At 65.2% G+C, this 19,966-nt stretch carries 20 protein-coding genes; 17 read left to right on the top strand and 3 right to left on the bottom strand.

What is annotated here, in order from left to right:
- Positions 1 to 165 precede the first annotated feature (165 nt).
- The gene (locus tag QMY55_RS19010; protein ID WP_003056202.1) at positions 166 to 459 is read right to left on the bottom strand and encodes a helix-turn-helix domain-containing protein; all 294 of its coding nucleotides are present in this window, start codon (positions 457 to 459) and stop codon (positions 166 to 168) included.
- Positions 460 to 682: 223 nt separating this feature from the next.
- Between QMY55_RS19010 and QMY55_RS19015 the strand changes: the two genes are divergently transcribed.
- The 12 genes from QMY55_RS19015 (at position 683) to QMY55_RS19070 (ending at position 11,724) form a co-directional block, all read left to right on the top strand.
- A complete protein-coding gene (locus QMY55_RS19015) occupies positions 683 to 1,030 on the top strand; it encodes a DUF2958 domain-containing protein (RefSeq protein WP_003056199.1) in 348 nt (115 codons plus the stop codon).
- A gap of 341 nt (positions 1,031 to 1,371) precedes the next feature.
- Positions 1,372 to 2,121, top strand: coding sequence for a DUF2285 domain-containing protein (locus QMY55_RS19020; protein WP_275053690.1), 750 nt, complete (start codon positions 1,372 to 1,374; stop codon positions 2,119 to 2,121).
- An 83-nt stretch (positions 2,122 to 2,204) separates the two neighbouring features.
- A complete protein-coding gene (locus tag QMY55_RS19025; protein ID WP_023123353.1) occupies positions 2,205 to 2,486 on the top strand; it encodes a helix-turn-helix transcriptional regulator in 282 nt (93 codons plus the stop codon).
- Positions 2,487 to 2,512: 26 nt separating this feature from the next.
- Positions 2,513 to 3,370, top strand: coding sequence for a replication initiator protein A (locus tag QMY55_RS19030; protein WP_011517539.1), 858 nt, complete (start codon positions 2,513 to 2,515; stop codon positions 3,368 to 3,370).
- A gap of 253 nt (positions 3,371 to 3,623) precedes the next feature.
- Positions 3,624 to 4,262 (top strand): ParA family partition ATPase, encoded by a 639-nt coding sequence (parA, locus tag QMY55_RS19035; protein ID WP_003056189.1) that lies wholly within the window; start codon positions 3,624 to 3,626, stop codon positions 4,260 to 4,262.
- A complete protein-coding gene (locus QMY55_RS19040) occupies positions 4,259 to 4,522 on the top strand; it encodes a hypothetical protein (RefSeq protein ID WP_003056186.1) in 264 nt (87 codons plus the stop codon). The genes parA and QMY55_RS19040 overlap by 4 nt, the downstream gene beginning before the upstream one ends.
- A complete protein-coding gene (locus QMY55_RS19045; RefSeq protein ID WP_003056183.1) occupies positions 4,519 to 5,043 on the top strand; it encodes a DUF2840 domain-containing protein in 525 nt (174 codons plus the stop codon). Before QMY55_RS19040 ends, QMY55_RS19045 begins: the two co-directional genes overlap by 4 nt.
- Positions 5,040 to 5,627: a S26 family signal peptidase gene (locus QMY55_RS19050; protein WP_011517538.1), complete on the top strand. Its 588-nt coding sequence runs from the start codon at positions 5,040 to 5,042 to the stop codon at positions 5,625 to 5,627. The genes QMY55_RS19045 and QMY55_RS19050 overlap by 4 nt, the downstream gene beginning before the upstream one ends.
- 448 nt (positions 5,628 to 6,075) lie before the next feature.
- Complete coding sequence (locus QMY55_RS19055) at positions 6,076 to 8,070, top strand: relaxase/mobilization nuclease domain-containing protein (protein ID WP_283485686.1); 1,995 nt, start codon at positions 6,076 to 6,078, stop codon at positions 8,068 to 8,070.
- A gap of 214 nt (positions 8,071 to 8,284) precedes the next feature.
- Positions 8,285 to 9,628 (top strand): ferredoxin reductase family protein, encoded by a 1,344-nt coding sequence (locus QMY55_RS19060; RefSeq protein WP_283485687.1) that lies wholly within the window; start codon positions 8,285 to 8,287, stop codon positions 9,626 to 9,628.
- Positions 9,629 to 9,642: 14 nt separating this feature from the next.
- Positions 9,643 to 10,308, top strand: a complete 666-nt coding sequence (locus QMY55_RS19065; RefSeq protein WP_283485688.1) for a response regulator transcription factor — start codon at positions 9,643 to 9,645, stop codon at positions 10,306 to 10,308.
- Between the two features lie 3 nt (positions 10,309 to 10,311).
- Positions 10,312 to 11,724, top strand: coding sequence for a sensor histidine kinase (locus QMY55_RS19070; RefSeq protein ID WP_283485689.1), 1,413 nt, complete (start codon positions 10,312 to 10,314; stop codon positions 11,722 to 11,724).
- Positions 11,725 to 11,747: 23 nt separating this feature from the next.
- On the opposite strand, the gene QMY55_RS19075 is transcribed toward QMY55_RS19070, so the two are convergent.
- Positions 11,748 to 12,455, bottom strand: a complete 708-nt coding sequence (locus QMY55_RS19075) for a VIT1/CCC1 transporter family protein (protein ID WP_283485690.1) — start codon at positions 12,453 to 12,455, stop codon at positions 11,748 to 11,750.
- 41 nt (positions 12,456 to 12,496) lie between these two features.
- Entirely contained in the window at positions 12,497 to 13,051 is a 555-nt protein-coding gene (locus QMY55_RS19080; protein ID WP_283485691.1) for a cytochrome b, read from the bottom strand.
- Between the two features lie 310 nt (positions 13,052 to 13,361).
- Here QMY55_RS19080 and QMY55_RS19085 point away from each other — a divergent pair, with 310 nt between their 5' ends.
- From QMY55_RS19085 to QMY55_RS19105, 5 genes are all read left to right on the top strand, one after another.
- The gene (locus QMY55_RS19085) at positions 13,362 to 14,585 is read left to right on the top strand and encodes an efflux RND transporter periplasmic adaptor subunit (protein ID WP_283485692.1); all 1,224 of its coding nucleotides are present in this window, start codon (positions 13,362 to 13,364) and stop codon (positions 14,583 to 14,585) included.
- Between the two features lie 13 nt (positions 14,586 to 14,598).
- Positions 14,599 to 17,694, top strand: a complete 3,096-nt coding sequence (locus QMY55_RS19090) for an efflux RND transporter permease subunit (RefSeq protein ID WP_283485693.1) — start codon at positions 14,599 to 14,601, stop codon at positions 17,692 to 17,694.
- On the top strand, positions 17,691 to 18,011 hold the full coding sequence (locus QMY55_RS19095) for a DUF3240 family protein (RefSeq protein WP_283485694.1): 321 nt from the start codon (positions 17,691 to 17,693) through the stop codon (positions 18,009 to 18,011). The genes QMY55_RS19090 and QMY55_RS19095 overlap by 4 nt, the downstream gene beginning before the upstream one ends.
- A complete protein-coding gene (locus QMY55_RS19100; protein ID WP_283485695.1) occupies positions 18,008 to 19,306 on the top strand; it encodes a TolC family protein in 1,299 nt (432 codons plus the stop codon). The genes QMY55_RS19095 and QMY55_RS19100 overlap by 4 nt, the downstream gene beginning before the upstream one ends.
- A gap of 83 nt (positions 19,307 to 19,389) precedes the next feature.
- Positions 19,390 to 19,959 (top strand): LysR substrate-binding domain-containing protein, encoded by a 570-nt coding sequence (locus QMY55_RS19105; RefSeq protein ID WP_283485696.1) that lies wholly within the window; start codon positions 19,390 to 19,392, stop codon positions 19,957 to 19,959.
- Positions 19,960 to 19,966 lie beyond the last annotated feature (7 nt).

A 19,966-nucleotide genomic window follows, 5' to 3' on the forward strand; every position in this document is an offset into this window, starting at 1 on the left:
CCGACTTCGCCGTCATGGCCATTCGGCTTCAATCCCTATCGCAGCTGCGCGCTTCGCTTGCCTCCGGGGGAAAACCCTGCGGCCTCTCCCCGCCGCGCGATGCTTGGCGCCCCTGAAGTCCCCGAACCGGCTGCACCGGATCGGCCACGCCAGCGCGGTCGCACGCTATGGCGTGTCACTCTTCTTCGCCACAGTCTCCAACTCCTGGCGCACCTGCGCCAGCAGCTGATCGACCTGCTGCAGGTCGTCGCCGGCATAGGCCAGCGTCAGCAGCGTGAGCGGGTGCACCTCCATGACCTCGCACAGCTCGGCCAGCTTGTTCAAGGTGGGGCTTTTGAGGTCGCGTTCCAGCGTGCTCATGTAGGTGCGGCTGGACACGTCCGAGAACGCTTCCTGGCTCAAACCACGTGCTTTCCTGATGGTCTTTAGTGCCTCCGACAATGTATGTTTCGCTGCCAACCCTGGATCTCCGCAAAATCCAAGATGACATCCGATTGAGCCCTATAGGGCTACAATCTATAGTGTTCAACTATGTCCGCCTGCCGCTTTCGTGCTTTTGCGGAAATCCGTATCTGCAGCTTCTCACAGAAGCACAAAACCGCATCCGTGCCTTTCCACAAACCCGCCGATGCGGTTTTGCGCTTTCACGCTTCGGCGGTTTTGTGCGAATGAGGTAACGCCCATGAACCAACTCATGACCGAGGACGAGCGCAAGCAACTGCTGGAACACGGCCGGGTCCGGGCCGCTGGCCGGGCCATCGACCCGCTGCCCGTGGTGCGGTTGTTCACGCCGGACGCACACGCCACTTGGCTGCTGGTGTCGCTTGACCCCGCTGACGGCGATACGGCCCATGGCCTGATCGACTTGGGGATCAGCATGCCTGAGCTGGGCGAGATCAAGCTGTCCGACCTCGCATCCATCGTCGGGCCGAGCAAACAGCCCGTGATGCGAGATCGGTATTTCCGGGCGGTGCGCCCGTTGTCGGAGTACCTGCGGCTGGCCCAGGAGAACGGTTCCGTCCTCGATTGAGCCGTTCGCGCCACGGCCAAGCCGGGCGCATTGAGGCTATTTCGGTCTTGCTCCAGACCCGTCAGGTCTTAATCCGCACTGTTGCACCAAACCAGTGCCACCCTGACGCAAACGGTCATGACGCCAGCCGTGCCATCGGGCACGGTGGATAGCGCAGGAGGCCGCATTTCCTCGCGCGCCACCGTCGCATTCAGACGATCCGCGCAATCCATCGGATGCTTTTCGTCTTGACACGCAAGTTACTAATCTACCAGCTTATTCACGATTGGATGCTAGTTCGATGCGGTGACGTTGGCGTGTGAAACCAGTGACGGCCGTCCTGCTCTACGGGAGCTTGCGTCATGGCCGAACCGCACCACCTCGCGCACTGGTATCCGACTGCCGCCTACCTCTATGTCCTGTGCCTGGACACGCTTGCACTGGCCTGGGAGTACCTGCGCCGTCATCCCGACTACCACCTTGACTGGCTGCGCCGTGCGCGCCGCCCCGATGCTGCGCATCGCTGGGGCTTGCGTCTGCTGGAAGACCCGGCCCTGGATGCGCGTGACGCGCATCCAGCCTGGCTCCCCGGCCATGAGGCCGTGGTGCAGCTTCACCCGGATGTCGATCCGCCGCCGGATGCCGAGTCGTTCGCTTTTTGGCGAATCCCCGGCCACAAGCAACTGCTGCACGACGGCAAGGGCCTGGCGTTGATCGCGCGCAGCCCTGGCCGCTGCCTGCGCTTCGCACTGGCGCCTGGCCTGGAGGACGGCATGGCCGTGGCCCATGCCTACCGTGGCCGTGGGGCCACCCACGTGCCTGACACGCCAGCGCCGATGGCTCGTCCCCGACCGCCCCCTGCAGCGCTGCTGGAACTGCACACCCTGCAGGCGCTCGACGCCACCCTCGCGGGCGCGTCCTTGCGCGACGTGGCCGAAGGCTTGTTCGGCGTGGACGCCGCAGCTGGTTGGTACAGCGATGGCGGCTTGCGCTCCAAGGTGCGCCGCCTTGCGCGGCGCGGCGATGCGCTGATGCGCGGCGGCTATCGCCGCCTAGCACAGCTCCCTCCGCTTGAGAAGGGTCGTTTTGAAGGCGACGCAAAACGACCCTGAGCAAGAGGGCTTCGTTTTCTGAGACTGCCTCCATCCGGTTGCGCTGTGTGGCCGGAGCCCTGCAACCGATGGAGGTTCTCACCATGCGTCCTGCTCCCTTGCGGCCTGCCGCTACTGTCTCGACCGCTGCCGCGCAGCCCCAACGCTATCTCACCAACGACGAAGCCGCCGAGTACCTGCGCCTGTCGCCGCGCACGCTGGAAAAGCAGCGCGTGCTGGGAGGCGGTCCCAAGTTCCGCAAGTTCGGCCGCCGCGTGATGTACGCCGTGGTCGACCTCGATGCCTGGGCCGCCGAGCGCAGCTTCGAGAGCACGTCCGAGCCCGAGTACGCCGAGCAGCATTCGGCGGACAGCCGTGCGCGCTGATCGCTGGCGCGCGGGTGGCCTTCGCCATGTCCAGCCCCGCGCTGCCCATGCGGCAGCGACCGATGCAAGAGCGCGAACAGCTCGATCTGTTCCGCGCCTTGCCGGGCGACATGGCGCCGCGCGACAGCCAGGACTTGATGGCCTTTCCGTTCTTCTCGCTGGCGAAGTCGCGGCGCACGGCGCCGATCGACTTCCGCGCCAGCGGCATCACGATCCGCGTGGAGGGCACGCAGGAGCATGGCATCGCCACGATTTGGGATGCGGACATCCTGATCTGGGCTGCAAGCCAGATTGTGGAAGCCCGCGATGCGGGCTTGCGCCCGTCGCGGCTGATGCAGGCCACGCCCTACGAGATCCTGCGCTTCATCGGGCGCGGTACGTCGCTGCGCGACTACCAGCGCCTCAAGGCGGCCTTGGATCGGCTGCAGTCCACGACCGTGGCCACGTCGATCCGCGAGACGACCGGGCGGCGCCTGCATCGCTTCTCATGGATCAACGAGTGGAAGGAACTGGCCGATGCCAAGGGCACCCCCTTGGGGCTGGAACTGATCCTGCCGGACTGGTTCTATGCGGGCGTGCTCGATGCTGCCCTCGTGTTGACCATCGACCCGGCGTATTTCCGGCTGACGGGCGGGATCGAGCGATGGCTGTACCGCCTGGTGCGCAAGCACGGCGGGCGACAGCCTGGCGGCTGGCAGTTCGACTTCCAGCACCTGTACCGCAAGTCGGGCAGCGTGGCGCGGTACTACGACTTCGCCGCCGACCTGCGCGCACTGGTGGTGCGGCAAGCCTTGCCTGGCTACCAGTTGGGCATCGAGTACGTCTCGGGCATTGCCTCGCCGCTGCTGACGTTCCGGCCCGTGCCGTCCACGGCACGGGGATAACTGCTGCGCAGCCTGTGGACGGACTCGTGCTATCAGGCAACAGAGGTATCGTGCTATCAGGCAACGAATCCTCGTGCTATCAGGCAACAAAACCGGCCGCAAAGCTAATACTGGCGCGGGTTTCGGCCTCTCCTAACTTCCCTAACTTAAATACTCTAACTGGTAGTAGCAGCGCCGCGCCTCGGTGGACAACCGCCACAGGACGCGAAGCGCAGCGGCAACAGGCGGGCTTTCCGACACGGAGGGTCCGGTCATGATCGTCGCGCTGCTCAACCAGAAAGGCGGCGTGGGCAAGACCACGCTCGCCACCCACATCGCCGGCGAGCTGGCGATGCGCGGGCAGTCGGTCATCCTGCTGGATGCCGATCCACAGGGCTCCGCGCTGGACTGGACACAGCGCCGCAGCCAGCAAGGTTTGCCAAGGCTATTTAGCGCCGTGGGCCTCGCACGCGAAACGCTGCACCAGGAAGCGCCAGAACTCGCCAGGCGGGCCGATCACGTCGTCATCGACGGGCCACCCAGGATCGCTGCCTTGGCGCGCTCCGCGCTGCTGGCGGCCGAGCGGGTGCTGATCCCGGTGCAGCCCAGCCCCTACGACCTGTGGGCCAGCGCCGAGATGGTGGCGCTGATCCGTGAGGCGCAGGTGTTCCGGCCTGCGCTGCGCGCGGCCTTCGTCATCAACCGGCGCGTGAGCACCACCGTGATCGGACGCGAGGCCCGCGGCGCGCTGGCCGAGCAGCCGCTTCCTGCGCTGCGCGCGGAAGTGCATCAGCGCATCGTGTTTGCCGACAGCGTGGCCGCCGGCCGGCTTGCACGCGAGACGGCGCCAGACAGCGCCGCCGCGCGCGAAATCACCGCGCTGGTCGATGAACTGCTGCGGTGGCCGTCATGAGCACTCCTGCCAGCAAGCGCACGGGCAAGCGCATCGGCATCGGCGCTCGCCCGCCCGCGAATCCGCACGCCGAGGCGTGGATTCGCCAGGGCAGTGCCGATGACCTCCAGAAAGGCGACCTCTACACGGCCCGCCTGACCCTCGACATCACGCCCGCCATGCGGGCGCGCATCAAGGTATCGGCCTTCACGCAAGGCGTGACGGTGGCCGATCTGTTGCGCGCGCTGCTGGAGCGGGAATTCCCGGAGAAGTCCTCATGAACACACCCGCCTCGACGGCTTCGGCACCGCCGTCCATCCCGCCTGTCGGCGTGGCCGACGGCGTACCGCTGACGCGCGTTGCGCTCGCATACATCGACCAACGCTTCGACCTCTACCTGCGCTTCGGTGATCCTGCCCGCATCATCCGGTTCGACCGCTGGCGCCGCTGCGCGGTGTTCACGCCGAATGCGGTTCTCTGCCGCATCCGCTGGCAGGCCAACGACTACGGCACGATCCGCTGGCAGCTCATGGTGATGCAGGCGTGCATGCCGATGGATGGCGCGCAGCGCATCTCCGGCGTGCAACCTGGCGCGCGCCTCTTGCTGCACGCCGAGGGTGAGCAATCGGTGCGTGCCGTGCTGGCGCGCATCGACGCCATCGAGGCGCTGGGCATCACGCCTGTCGGCGTCTCGCCCGCGTACTGGCGCACGCTCGCCAACCGGCTCGCAGCGCACTTGCCGCTGCCCGAATACACCGCCGAGCGGCACGCCGCCTGGCTGGCCGGGAGGGCGCTGCCATGACCGCAGTTTCCACTTCCGGCACCGCGCCGCACCCTCGCTTGCGCGTGCGCGCTCGCCTCGTGCTGGCGGGCCTGTCCGCCTGCGGCCTCGCTGCGCTGGCCTGGGCGTCCTTCGTGCATCCGCTGCCACGCCTGACCTACAACCCGTCCGACAGCGTGGAGGTCGGCTGGTATCGCATCGATCCGCTCGACCATCGCACCAGCTCGCCACCACGTCCGTTGTCGGTAGGCAGCATCGTGCTGGTGCCGCTGCCTGCCGAGGCTGCCGCGCTCGCTGCGCAGCGCGGCTACCTGCCGACGCGCATTCCTCTGCTCAAGCGCGTGGGCGCGGTGGCGCCGCAAGAGGTGTGCATCGCTGACGGCAAAGTCCGCATCGACGGCGTGCCTTCAGCCGCCGTGCTGTCTGCCGATCGCTGGGGCCGGCCGCTGCCATCCCGGCAGCAATGCCACCGCTTGCGGCATGGCGAGCTGTTCCTCCTCAGTGTGACCAATCCGGCGTCGTTCGATAGCCGGTATTTCGGGCCGGTCAGCGCAGCTTCCGTGATCGGCGTTGCGCGCCCCGTCTGGCTGGAGTCGCGCCCATGATGGCCACCGATTCGCTGCGCATCATCGTGCTATCGGGCGTGTCGTTCTGCTGGCCGTTGTCATGTCGTCGCGCGTGCAGTGCGAGCGCATCCGCGCTGCACTTCGCGCTGCCTCCGGCGCAGCCGTCCCACGTGCAGGCGTCTTGCCTCGAACACGGCTGGCCTGCGGCCATTGCCGTGTTCGCCGGTGCGCTGGCTGCTGGTGCAGCCTTGCCACCGGGCCGCAGTTGCCGGGATCGAGAACCTGGGGGACAGGGGGAGGCAAATGCGGAAGGCAAGACAAAAGGACGCGGCACCGGGCCGCGTCGAAAGCCAGTCCGCACGTGGGGTTGGCGCGGCACGGAGCGGCTTCGCCGCCGTGCCGCTTGTGGTGCGAGGCCCGCGCCAATGCAGGCATGTCCGCGTGCTTCGCACGACAGGACACGCCAGAGCTTGCAGGGAGAACGGCCATGAGCGACCGCCGCGATGACGATTTCCGCGTGCGCCCGAATCCTCCAAAGGCCCCGAAGAACCGGGGCAAGGGCCAGGGGCAGAGCTTCGTTTCCAAGGTGCTCAAGCAGACCGGCAAGGCCAGCAGCGGCAAGTCCACGGTGCGCCGTCCTGGCGCGGCGCGTGGCACCCGCCAGCGGCCCGGATCGCGCCTGGGGCGCGGCCACACGGCAGCGCGCTTCGCCGGGGCGAAGCTGACGCCCATGTCGCGGCGCGTGACCATCAAGACGCTGCTGGTGAACCACCAGCGGGCCAGCCCGCAATCGCTCGCCAAGCACCTGCGCTACATCGAGCGTGACGGCGTAGGCCGCGACGGCGAGGCGGGCCAAGCCTACGGGCCGCAGACCGACTCTGCCGACCTTGATGCCTTCAAGGAACGCTGCGCCGACGACCGGCACCATTTCCGCTTCATCCTCTCGCCCGAGGATGGCGCGGAGCTGGAAGACTTGCGCACCTACACGCGGCACCTCATGGGCCGCATGGAGGCCGACCTGGGTACGGGCCTCGATTGGGTGGCCGTCAACCACTGGAACACCGACAACCCGCACACGCACATCGTCGTGCGTGGGCGCGACGACACCGACAAAGACCTCATCATCGCGGGCGACTACATCGCCGACGGCTTCCGGCACCGCGCCGCCGAGCTGGCGACCGAATGGCTGGGGCCGCGCACCGAGCTAGAGATCCAGCAGACCTTGCAGCGCGAAGTGGATCAGGAGCGGTGGACGAGCCTGGATCGCACCTTGAAGCGCGAGGCCGGCGACGATGGCCGGGTGCATGTCGAACGGCTCAACGAACCCCGCTTGCAACGCCAGCGCCTGCTGCTGATCGGCCGCCTGCAACGCTTGCAGCGCCTGGGCCTGGCCGATGAGACGCAGCCGGGCACCTGGGCCGTCCATGCCGATGCGGAAAAGACCCTGCGCGCCCTGGGCGAGCGTGGCGACATCATCCGCACCATGCAGCGGGCCATGCGCGGCGAGCCGCGCGAGCTGGCGGTGTTCGAGCCGGGCGACGACGGCCGAACCATCCTCGGCCGAGTGGCCGCGAAGGGGCTGGCCGACGAGCTGCGTGACCGGGGCTATCTGGTCATCGACGGTGTGGACGGCAAGACCCACTACGTTGCGCTGGGCGCCCGCGACGAGTTGGCGAACTACCCGACCGGGGCCGTGGTGGAGGTGAAGGGATCGGCCGACGTGCGCGCAGCCGACAGGAACATCGCCGCGCTGGCGAGCGATGGCCTGTACCGCACCGACCATCACCTGGCCCTGCGCCACGGCCAGGCCGTACCGGGCCGCGACCCGCAGGAGGTCGTGGCGGCCCATGTGCGCAGGCTGGAAGCCCTGCGCCGGGCTGGCATCGTGGAGCGCGTGGCCGAAGGGCTATGGAATGTGCCGGGCGACCTGCCCGAGCAGGGCCGCCAGTACGACGCGCAGCGCCTGGGCGGCGTTGCCGTGGAGCTGAAATCGCACCTGCCCATCGAGCGGCAGGCCCGCGTGATCGGGGCTACCTGGCTCGACCAGCAGTTGATCGGCGGCGGCTCGGGTTTGGGCAACCTGGGCTTTGGCGCGGAGGCCAAACAGGCGATGCAGCAGCGCGCCGACTTCCTGACCGAACAGGGGCTGGCCGAGCGGCGCGGGCAGCGCGTGATCCTGGCGCGCAACCTGCTGGGCACGCTGCGTAATCGGGAACTGGCACAGGCCGCGAAGGACATTGCAGCCGATACCGGCCTGGAGCATCGCCCGGTGGCCGACGGGCAGCGCGTGGCTGGCATCTACCGGCGAAGCATCATGCTTGCCAGTGGGCGCTACGCGATGCTCGACGACGGCATGGGCTTTTCACTGGTGCCGTGGAAGCCGGTGATCGAGCAGCGGCTGGGGAAGCAACTGGCCGCGACGGTGCGCGGCGGCGGGGTGTCATGGGAGATTGGGCGGCATCGGGGGCCAACCATTTCTTGAGTCAAGGTAATGCCACAAGCCGGCGGGAAAAATTAGATCCTATTCATTGATGGTTGATCAATCCAAAGCGTTTCCAAAGGTTGGGATGTCAGAATTAAAATTTCTGTAATTGCGGATACATGGTCACATTCAAAGGCACGCTATCGCTTATCTGGATTGATGGTTTCCGACCAGTACCGCATGCGCCTTCCGCAGAATTTGGGGCAAATCCACGATGAAGAGAATAATTTGGACGTTCTGGGTTTTTGCGCTGGCATTGAGCGCTCTATGGCTTTTTGCCGATACGCTGTGGCCTGCACAGTCCAACTACTTCGCCCTGCGGACGGTATGGATTCAATACAGCGGCGTACTGGCCATCGGCACGATGTCCGTGGCGATGGTGCTGGCCACGCGCCCTGCGTGGCTGGAGCCCCGCTTGAACGGACTGGACAAGATGTACCGCCTGCACAAGTGGCTCGGCATAGCCGCTCTGGCCGCCGCAACAGTGCACTGGCTGTGGGCGCAGGGCACCAAGTGGGCCGTGGGCTGGGGCTGGCTGACGCGCCCGGCGCGCAAGCCCCGCACAGCGGCCGATTCAATGGGCTCCATTGAATCGGCGCTGCGCGGCTGGCGCGGGCTGGCCGAAGACTTGGGCGAATGGGCCTTCTACGCCGTCGCAGTGCTACTGGTACTGGCGTTGGTCAAGCGCTTTCCATACCGGCTGTTCGCCAAGACGCACCACTGGATGGCAGCGATCTACCTAGTGCTGGCCTTCCACACCTTGGTGCTGGTGCAGTTCACCTACTGGGCACAGCCCGTGGGCTGGGCTTTGGCTATGCTGCTGGCGAGCGGCACGGTATCGGCGGTGTGGGTGCTGCTGGGCCGGATCGGCGCGCAGCGCACCGCGCGCGGCGTTATCGAGTCGCTGCAAGCCTACCCGGCGCTGAATGTGCTGGAAACCACCCTGCGGATGGACCCGGGTTGGCCCGGCCACCGGCCCGGGCAGTTTGCCTTCGCTATGTCCAACCCGAAAGAAGGCCCGCACCCCTACACGCTGGCCTCAGCCTGGGTGCCGGAAGACCGGCGCATTACCTTCATCACCAAGGCGCTGGGCGACCACACCCGCCGGCTGCCTGAGCGCCTACGGGTCGGCGACCGGGTAACGGTCGAGGGGCCTTACGGCTGCTTCACTTTCGACGACGAGAAGGCCCGCCAGATTTGGATCGGTGCTGGCATCGGCATCACGCCGTTCATCGCGCGCATGAAGTTCCTAGCGCAGCACGAGGGCCAAGACGCACGTCCCATCGATTTGTTTCATCCGACGAGCGACGTTGATCCGCAGGCCATCGAGAAACTGCACGCCGACAGCCAGGCGGCCGGCGTTGCGCTACACCTGTTCATCGACAAGAAGGACGGTCGCCTGACGGGTGAACGTCTGCGTGCCATGGTGCCGGGTTGGAAAGACGCCAGCGTCTGGTTCTGCGGCCCCACGGCCTTCGGCCGCGCGTTGCGCGCCGACCTGCTGGCCCAGGGGCTGGAGCCGGAGGCGTTCCACCAGGAGCTTTTCGAGATGCGCTGAATGGAAGAAAGCATATGCGCGTATTGATCGTGGAAGACTCGCAAACGCTGGCCGAAGCCCTGAGCCAGAGCCTTCAGCTGGAAGGCTATGCCTGCGATACAGCAGCCGATGGCGTGTCCGCGCTGAAGTTTCTTGCCAGCTACCGGTACGACGCCATCATTCTGGACTTGATGCTGCCCCGGCTGGACGGCTTTGGCGTGTTGCGCGCATTGAGCCGGGAGGCCCATGCCGCACCGGTGTTGGTGCTCTCCGCGCGCGAACTGCTCGACGACCGGGTGCGGGCTTTGGATGCGGGTGCCGATGACTACCTGACAAAACCCTTCGAGCTGGCCGAACTGCTGGCTCGCCTGCGGGCGCTGGTGCGGCGTCCGCCGCAACGGGACGTTCCAGTTCTGCGCCACGGCGATCTGGAGGTCGATCCGCGCTCGCGCACCGCGAGGTTCAAGGGCATTGATCTTGGGCTCACGCCGAAGGAATATGGACTGCTCGACTTGCTGCTGCGTCGGCGCGGCGTCACGCTGTCGCGCCCGCAGATTTTTGAACATTTGTACGACAGCCGCAGCGATGTATCGGACAAGGTGGTGGAGGTGATCGTCAGCACCTTGCGAACCAAGCTCGCCCAGTGCGGCCTGGATGAACTGATCGTGACACGACGTGGCTTCGGCTACATACTGCCCTGAACGATGGTACGTCCCGATTTCGAAGCCCTCTCTGATGCGAGCCAAGGCAGATCCTGGTCCTTGCAGCGGCGGCTGGCTGCCAGCCTGGTGATCTGCATTGGAGGAACCTTCGCGATCCTGTTTCCCGTCCTCGACTACTGGATCGACCACGAAATCTACCGACGGATGGATACCACCCTGATGCAACGATCAGCGGCGGTGGGGCGCGTGCTGCAGGAGTTGGATGCGAGAAAGCTCGAAAGCCTCATGCCGGAATACGAGCCTGGCGGGCATACCGAGTTTTTCACGGTCTTCGATTCGCAGACCCATCGGGCCTTGCTGCGTTCGCCCAGCAGTGCTGGGGCCGAGCTGGCGCTTGGACCGGTGGAGCAAGGCACCCCACGCTACTACGACGTGATACTCCCGGACGGCCACGCGGGCCGCGCGCTGGCGACGCGCGTGCCGGTAAGAGGTGAGGAATCTCGATTGCTGGTTGTGGCAACAGAACGTCGGGATTGGGATCAAACCGAGCGGCGCATCCACTTCACGCTCCTGGGCGGTATCGTGCTGGCGACGCTCCTGGCCACAGGCCTGGCGCTGCTCATGGTTCGACGCATCGTGGTCATGCTGGAGCGCGTCGGCGTGCAACTGGCCGACCTGCGTTCGGATCGGCCGATTGCGCGGATCGGAGCGGACTTTCCACGCGAACTGCGGCCGTTCGCCGAAGCCTTCAATCAGGGCTTGCATCACCTGTATGCGGCCATTGCCCGCGAGCGCCGCTTCTCCCGCGACGTGGCCCACGAGTTGCGCACGCCCTTGGCAGAAATCCGCATCAGCGCAGAGAGCGCTTTGATCGATGCCGACCCGACCCGAATCCATCGCGCCCTGAATGCAACGATCCAGGCCAGTTCACGCATGCAGCGCAGTGTGGACACTCTGCTGTTGTTGGCGCGGCTTGAATCCGGCCAACACACACTTGCGCTTGATCCTCTGGATCTAACAGCTTTGCTGCAAGAGTTGCTGGCGGGATTCAACGTCCAGCAAATGGCGCCCAAGTCACCCATCCGCGTGACTTTGCCTGAATCGGCATGGGTGCAAAGCGATCAGGGCGTGATCGAACGCATCGTCTCCAACCTCTTGCGCAATGCCATCGAATACGCGCCCGAAGGCGACGACATTCAATGTCGGCTGGAGCGCGTGGCTTCCGGCTGGATGCTAACCATCGTCAACACAGCTCCCAATTTGCAGGCGTCCGATCTGGATCAATTCGGCCTGCGCTTCTGGCGCAAGGATTCCGAAGGCGGCACGGCGCACCATGCCGGGCTGGGGCTGGCGCTGGCGCTCGCGCTCGCGCATGCCGTGGACCTGCCGCTGGCGTTCTCGCTGGCCAACGGCCGGCTGTCCGCCCGGCTCGGCCCCTGGTCGCCGCTGCTCTGAGATGGATGCCGCGGTGCCGTGATCTACATGGCCGTGCCGAACACGGCCCCCACGCCCGCTGTCACCGCCATGGCAAATGTGCCCCAGAACGCGACGCGCAGCGCACTTTTGAAGAGCGGCGTACCACCCACGGCAGCGGCCGCAGCGCCGAGCAGGGCCAGGAAGACAATCGCCGTCGCCACGACCCAATAGAGCAGGCTCTGCTCCGGCGCCAACAGAACCACGGCCAGCGGCATGGCCGCACCCACGGCGAAGCTCCCGGCGGACGCCATGGCCGCTTGCAGCGGGCGCGCGCTCAAGGTTTCCGAGATGCCCAATTCATCGCGCGCGTGCGCGCCCAGCGCATCGTGCGCCATCAACTGCGTGGCGACCTGATCCGCGAGTCGATGCTCCAGGCCACGCCGCACGTAGATGGCGGTCAGTTCCCGATGCTCTGCTTCCGGACTGTTCTTCAGTTCATCGCGTTCCCGCGCCAAGTCCGCCTTCTCCGTATCGGCCTGTGAATAGACCGATACGAACTCGCCGGCCGCCATGGACATGGCGCCTGCCACCAACCCCGCCACGGCCGTGGTCATGATGCTGGCATGGCTTGCATGGGCCGCAGCCACGCCGGCCACCAGGCTGGCCGTGGAGATGATGCCGTCATTGGCGCCCAGAACGGCGGCGCGCAGCCATCCGATATGTTCAGTGCGATGGCTTTCAGGGTGAGCGCGATGGTGGAATTTTGTCATTAGAAAATCAAATCCATGTGAAGCCGCCTGAGGCCAGCAGTTCAGGAGCGATGACCGGGAAGCATGCGAACTAAGGTGTTGTCACGCATGACGTAGTGGTGCAACAGCGCCGCCATCGCATGCAATCCGATCAAGACATAGCCCAATGTCGCCAGCGCCTCATGGACATCCTTGAGTTGGCGAGACAGAGCGACATTGGCACCGATCAGAGAGGGAATCGGCAAGCCAAACAGAATGATCGGCTTGCCTGCCGCGCTCAAGGTGAGCCACCCGAGCAGCGGCATGGCGAGTATGAAGATGTAGAGCGCATAGTGCATGGCATCCGCGAGCGTGGCCTGCCAGCGTGGCATGGGTGGTTGGATCGCGGGCTTCGCTCCCGCCTGGATGCGCACCCAAATACGGATCACGACGACCGCCAGAACACTGAGGCCCAGCAGGTAGTGCAAGGATTTCATAGCGTCTCTCAAGGCGCTGCCCTTGGGTGCAAGTCCGCGCAGTTCCATGCTCGCATAGACCGCGATGATGAGGAGCACGGTAAGCCAGTGCAGTCCTATGACCAAAGGACTGAAACGATATTCTGAATTTCTGATGTCCATGGTATATGGCTCTGACGTTTGAGATAGCAAAGGCGCACCGCTGGCATATCAGAGCAGGTTACTGAAAAATCAGTTTATCGATTGCTTGCTGCTAAAAACAGGCGTTTCGCCGAAATACATCGTACTGAGCAAATTTCGTTTTCTCCAAAGCTTTCTCAAAGCTTCGCCGAGGAAGATGAGTCGATGTTCCACAAGAGATCGACTGTATGTTTCGCCTCGCTGACCTCGCGCACCTTTTCATATGCGACGGATTTTCAATCCCCGCGGTGTGCTCGGTAGTCTGCCTTGCATCGTTCGGGGCGGCACAAGCATGAGCCCCCCGACCTTGAAAGCGGCGGGCACCTCCAGCCGAACCAAGACCCTGGCCCTGGCCGCCATCGGTTTGGCGGTTCTGGCTGCCGCAGGATACGGCTGGTGGGCTTGGACAACGAAGCAGACCACCGTAGTCGATAAAGACGCGAGCGAAACTGTCGCCCAGCCGAACAATGGCGGCGTCCAGCTTAGCGCCGCTCAGCTTCGCGCGCAGGGTGTGGAAACCGCACTCGTCAAGGACGCTGCGGTGATCCCATTGGATGGCTTGCCCGCGCAGACCGTGGCGCCGCTCTCGGCCAGTGCGCAGGTCGTGGCGCCCTACGGTGGCGTAGTCACGCGCGTGATGGTCGATGAAGGCGCAGCCGTGCGCCAGGGGCAGGCTCTCGCACGCATTCAGAGCAAGGATGTTCTGGCTGCACAAGCCGATTTGGCACGTGCCCGTACTGACGCGGCCGCGGCCGTCGCACAGGCCAGGCGTGATGCCGCACTGCTCGCCGAGGGCATCATTCCCGCTGCGCGCAATGAGCAGACCCAGGCGCGCGCAGCGGCTGCGCAAAGTACGTTGCAAGAGGCCAATGGCGCCCTTGCGCGGCTTCGACCCGTCAGCGGAGGGCCGGCGGGTGAGTACGAATTGCTGGCACCCCTTTCCGGGCGGGTGATGCGTCGTCACCTGATCCTCGGGCAGGCAGTCGCGCCGCTCGACATCGCCTTCGTGGTGGCTGAGCCTGGCCCGCTGGATGTCAGCGTCGCGGTACCGCTGCGCTTGCGATCGGATCTTCACCTGGGCTTGGAGGTGCGTCTTCCCGACAGCACGACCGCTCGCGTGACGGCTATTGGTGGCGACACTGACCTCAGTAGCCAGAGCCTGCGGGTACGTGCCCGCGTCGATGCAGATCAGGCCGGGGCAGGCAGCTATGCGGCCGGGCAGCAGATCAGTGTCGCGCTCTTGCTGCCAGCACCGCAGGGCACCTTGAGCGTGCCATCGTCAGCGCTGCTGCCGGCGGGCAGCGGACACGTGGTCTACGTTGCCGAGCCTGCATCGCAAGATAAGCCAGGCGACCTGCGCGTCCGCGCCGTTCCAGTGCAACTGCTGGGACAAGACGAATCAGAGGCGTCAAGCGCCGTGCGTTCCGCCTCTCCTGATACCGCGCCGCTCGTGGCTGGCATGCAGGTCGTCGTACGCGGAACGGCACTGCTCAAATCCATGATTCCATTGCAATGAGGGGCGACCACGCATGTTGTCCCGTTTGATTGAGTTTTCCCTGCGCCAACGTGCGCTGGTGCTGCTCGGCGTGCTGGCTTTGGCGGGCGCGGGCCTGGCGGCCTTCCTGCAGCTCCCGATCGACGCTTATCCGGATATTTCCCCGACGCAGGTCAAGCTGATCATCAAGGCCCCCGGCATGACGCCCGAGGAAGTGGAGTCGCGCGTGATCACGCCGCTGGAGATGGAGTTGCTCGGCGTGCCCCAGGGCGTGATGCTGCGCTCCACGGCCAAGTACGCCATCGCCGACATCACGCTGGACTTTGCCGAAGGCAGCGACATCTACTGGGCGCGCCAGCAGGTGGCCGAACGCTATGCCGGCGTTTCGGGCAGCTTGCCCGAAGGCGTCAGCGGCGGGCTGGCGCCGATTTCGACACCACTGTCGGACGTGTTCATGTTCACTATCGAGGGCGGTAGCCTCACGCTGAGCGAGCGCCGCGCCCTGCTGGACTGGACGCTGCGCCCGGCCCTGCGCACGCTGCCCGGTGTTGCTGATGTCAACGTGCTGGGTGGTGAAGCCAAGAGCTTTGCCGTGGTGCCTGATCGGGCGAGGCTTTCCGCTGCGGGTCTCAGCTTCTCGGACGTGATCACGGCGATCGGCCGCAACAACCGCAATGACGGCGCTGGCCGTATGGATGCGGGCGAAGACACGCTGATCGTGCGCGCCGAAGGCGCGATCCACACATTGGACGATCTATCCCGTCTGATCCTGCGCGCCGGGGCCAATGGCACGGCCCCAGTTCGCCTGGGCGACGTGGCCCAGGCGCGCACCGAGGGCATGACTCGTTATGGCGCCGTCACCCGGGACGGAGCGGGCGAAGCGGTGGAAGGCATCGTGGTGGCGCTGCGCGGGGCCGATGCTTCGGCGCTGGTCAAAGCCATCCGCGCCCGGCTGGACGAGGTGGCTCCCAGCTTGCCGCCCGGCGTCAAGGTGGTGCCGTTTTATGACCGCAGTACGTTGATCGAGCGCGCTGTGGGCACGGTGGAAAGCGCTTTGCTGGAAGCGACCGTACTGGTCGTCATCCTGCTGCTTCTGTTCCTCGGCGAGCTTCGCGCCGCGCTGGTGGTGGCGGTGATGCTGCCCTTAGCGGCCCTGGGTACCTTTCTGCTGATGCGCCTTGTCGGTATGAGCGCCAACTTGATGAGCTTAGGGGGCCTTGCAATCGCCATTGGCATGCTGGTGGACGCTGCGGTGGTGGTGGTGGAAAACGCCGTCAGTCGGCTCGACCCGCATGCGCCCGGTGCGCATCAGCCGCGCCTGCACCGCATATTTGCAGCAGCACGCGAGGTCGCTGCGCCTGTAGCCTCGGGCATCCTCATCATCTGTCTGACCTTCATGCCCCTGCTCACGCTACAAGGGCTGGAAGGCAAGCTGTTCGTGCCGGTGGCGCTGACCATCGTGTTCGCCCTGGGCGTCTCGCTGCTGCTGTCGCTCACGCTGGTGCCGGTGCTGGCCTCGCTGCTGCTTAAGGAGCACGCGCACACCGAGCCGTGGGTGATGCGCTGGACCACGCGCCTGTACCGACCGCTGCTGGAAACTGCGCTTCACCACCCGCTGCGCGCATCGGCGGTCGCCATCGGGGCCCTGGCATTGGGTGTGGTGGCCTACCTTGGCACGGGCAAGGCATTCATGCCGACGATGGACGAGGGAGACATCCTGCTGCAACTGCAAAAACCACCGTCCATTGGGCTGCAGCGTTCGCTGGAGATTGACTTGGCGGTGCAGAAGGCCGTTGGTGCGGCGGTGCCCGAGGTGCGGCACAGCATCGCCCGGGTTGGCTCCGACGAGCTGGGGCTCGACCCAATGGGCCTGAACGAAACCGACATGTTCATGCAGCTCGCACCGCGCAAGGATTGGCGTGCGGCCGACAAGGACGCGTTGAGTTCAGAGATACGCAAGGTGATGAACGCCTTCCCCGGCATGGAGTTCGGCTTTACCCAGCCCATCGAGATGCGCATCTCCGAAATGCTCACCGGTAGTCGGGGCGACGTGGCCGTCAAGCTGTTCGGTCCTGATCTGCAAACGCTGGGCGATCTGGCGCAACGCATGGCCGCTCGCATCGAAAAAGTACGCGGCGCACGCGACGTGCTCACCCAGGCCAGCGACAGCGTGGAGTACCTGCAGATGAAGGTGGATGCACAGGCAGCGGGACGCGCGGGGTTGGCCGTGACGCAGGTGCAGGACGAGTTGCGCGCGCAGCTCGAAGGCGTACCGGCCGGGATGGTGATCGAGCCGGACAGGCGCACGCCCATCGTGGTGCGGGGTGATGCCCGCTTGCGCGGCTCCGTTGAGCGGTTCAAGGACTTGCAGCTCGCCCGCGGCGATCAGGGCGAAATTCCCTTGACCTCACTGGCGCGCATCGCCACTATTGATGGCCCCGTGCTGGTGCGGCGCGAGAACGGCTCACGCTTCGCGCTGATCCAGTCCAGCGTGAGCGGACGCGATCTGGTTGGCTTCGTGGATGAAGCGCGAGCCGCCGTGGCGCGCGATGTGCCGTTGCCGCCCGGCTACCGCGTCGAATGGGGCGGTCAGTTCGAGAACCAGCAGCGCGCGGCGGCCCGCCTTGGCATGGTGGTGCCGGTGGCCCTGGGGCTGATCTTCTTCGTGCTGTTCATGACCTTTGGCTCGGTGCGGCAGGCCGCGCTCATCCTGGGTAACGTTCCTTTTGCCATGGTCGGCGGCGTGGCGGCGCTTTGGTTGTCGGGGCAGTACCTGTCGGTGCCTGCGTCGGTGGGGTTCATCGCGCTGCTGGGCATCGCCGTGCTCAACGGGCTGGTGTTGGTTACGCACTTTAATCACCTGCACGCACTGGGTTTGCCTATGGAACAGGTGGTGCGCGAAGGTTCGCTGCGCCGGCTGCGCCCGGTGCTGATGACTGCCTCCATCACCGCCTTTGGCCTGGTGCCCCTGCTGCTGGCCAGTGGCCCCGGCTCTGAGATCCAGCGCCCACTCGCCATCGTGGTGATTGGCGGACTGGTCAGCTCCACGGCGCTGACTCTGGTCCTGCTGCCGGTGCTGTACCGGCGATTCGGCCAGGCCATCTCCTCACAACAAGGAGTCCGCGCATGAATGGATTGAAAGAAGCCCAACTGGTGCGCCTGAATCTGGTGTTTCCACCCGCGCTCGAAGACGCCGTCACCGAGGCCCTGATGGCCGACCCGACACTGCCAGGGTTCACCCTGTTGCACGCCGAAGGGCATACCGGCGACTTCGCGCGCGCGTCCATTCGCGAGAAGGTTCGCGGCCGTGTGGATCGGCGCGTCATCTGGGTGTTGATCGAATCCGAACGGCTGGAACAGGTTCTGGCGCATCTGGGCCAGCGCATCGCATCGAGCGACGTGCGCTGGTGGGTGGAGCCGGTGTTGGCAAGTGGAAGACTGGTATGACGAATAAAAACAAAGGATGCAGCCTGGTACTACCGACTGGTGCCGTCATGGTCGCCATCGCGGCTTTGACATTCCATCCCGCGCAAGCGCGCGCCGAAGATCTCTCCTGGCTGCCTCCGCAGGCGCAAGTCGAAGCGGCGATGAAAACCCAGCCGGTCGTGAATGCCGCAGCCGCTCGATTGGACGCGGCTGCTGCCACGCAAAGCGCCCTTGAAGCCGGAAGCCACGAATTTGAACTCAGTAGCGGCCTACAACGCCGCAACGTGACCAACGAAGCGCGCCGCTACAACGAATGGGAAATCCAGCTCAGCCGTGCCGTTCGCTTGCCGAACAAGGCGCGTCTGGATCGGGACATCGGCAGCCGCACCCGCAGGGTGGCCGATATGCGCCTTGAAGATGCCGAGCACCAAATGGCAAGGCGACTGTTGGAAGTCTGGGCCGGATGGCTGCGCAGTTTCATCGTGGCTGACGAGATGCAAGCGCAGGAAAAGTTGCTTATTCGTGAGCAGGAAGCAATGGCCCGGCGCGTGGCCCTGGGCGATGCCGCGCGGCGGGACAGCGACGTTCTGCAAGCCGAGCGCGCAATGCTTGCAGCCCAGGTCAGCGCTGCGCGCGATGCCTCACGGGCAGCACGGCAAACGCTGACGATCGAGTTCCCCGGCATTGAGATTCCCGCCCAGCCATCCATGCTGCCAGATCCCGACCCCTTACCAGGCGGCTCACAGGACTGGCTGGCGCGTATCGTGCGGCAGAGCGTCGAAATCGGCGTTGCAGATGGAGAGGCGGCCCGTCTTGCCAAGGTGGCTGAGCGCGCCCGCGCCAACCGCACGCCCGACCCGACCGTCGGGGTACGCATGATGTCTGAACGCGGCGGCTCGGAACGTGTCATTGGCGTCGTCTTAACAGTGCCATTTGGCACAGACTATCGCAGTGCAATGGCCGCAACGGAAAGCGCCAACGCGGCGGCCGCAGAGGCGGAGGCGCTCGGCGTGCGGCGCGCGGTCGAGCAAGGTGCGTGGGTCGCCGTGCAGGCTGCTGACAGTAAGCGCACGCAGTGGCAGTCATTCGCGCAGGCGCTGGCCGCGCAGACCACGGCCAGCAACCGCACGCGGCGGGCTTGGGAATTGGGAGAGGCCCCCTTGGCCGAATACCTTTTGACGCTGCGCAACCTGCGCCAGACACGACTCGCCGAGGCACAGGTTCGCGTCGATGCGTTGCAAGCATCAGCACTGGTGCGTATCGACGCGCATGCGCTGTGGCATTCGAAGGAGGCACATGTCGATGCCCCCCAATGAATTCCCACTACTGGGCAACGCCCCACAATCCAACGCACCACTCACACCTCGATTCTTAATCACTCATTTAGCTCTACCCGTGGGTGCGGCGCAGAGAAAACCCCCTGAATCTCAGGACACAGTTCATCGCTAATCTTCGAGATAGGCATAGGACTGTACGTATGACTACCGAAGTTGCCGACTATGTGAACCAAGAGCGTGCCGATTTGGCGTTTCACTTCGACCGGGGCCCGCTGCGCGACTGCTTCGACCAGCGCCACATCGGCGTGCTCACCCAGGCGGTCTTCGTCGCCAGTGCTCATTCCTTGTTGCAGAAGCAAGCGGTCAGGCGAACCGATCTGGCACGTTACCGGCAGTTGGTCATGCACGCCGAGGATGTTGAAGAGAGCATCTACAGTCCCAGGGTCTGGCGCTCAGATAGCTTCTACACCCTTGCCGAGATGGTCGCCGATGATCTGGGTTGGGCCATCCTGCCGGTCAACATCGCCAACGATGACCGCCATGCCAAGTCACTGCGTCAAGTCTCATGTCCGTCGCTGGCGCTGCCGTTACTGTCCGTACGCATGCTGTGGTGCCAGGGAAAAACACTGGGTACGGTTGCACATTGGGTGGAGAAGCGGTTCATGAAGCTGCTGCAGGAGTCTTGTCGATGAGCCCTAT

The organism is Comamonas resistens (genome assembly GCF_030064165.1).
Lineage (GTDB): Bacteria > Pseudomonadota > Gammaproteobacteria > Burkholderiales > Burkholderiaceae_C > Comamonas > Comamonas resistens.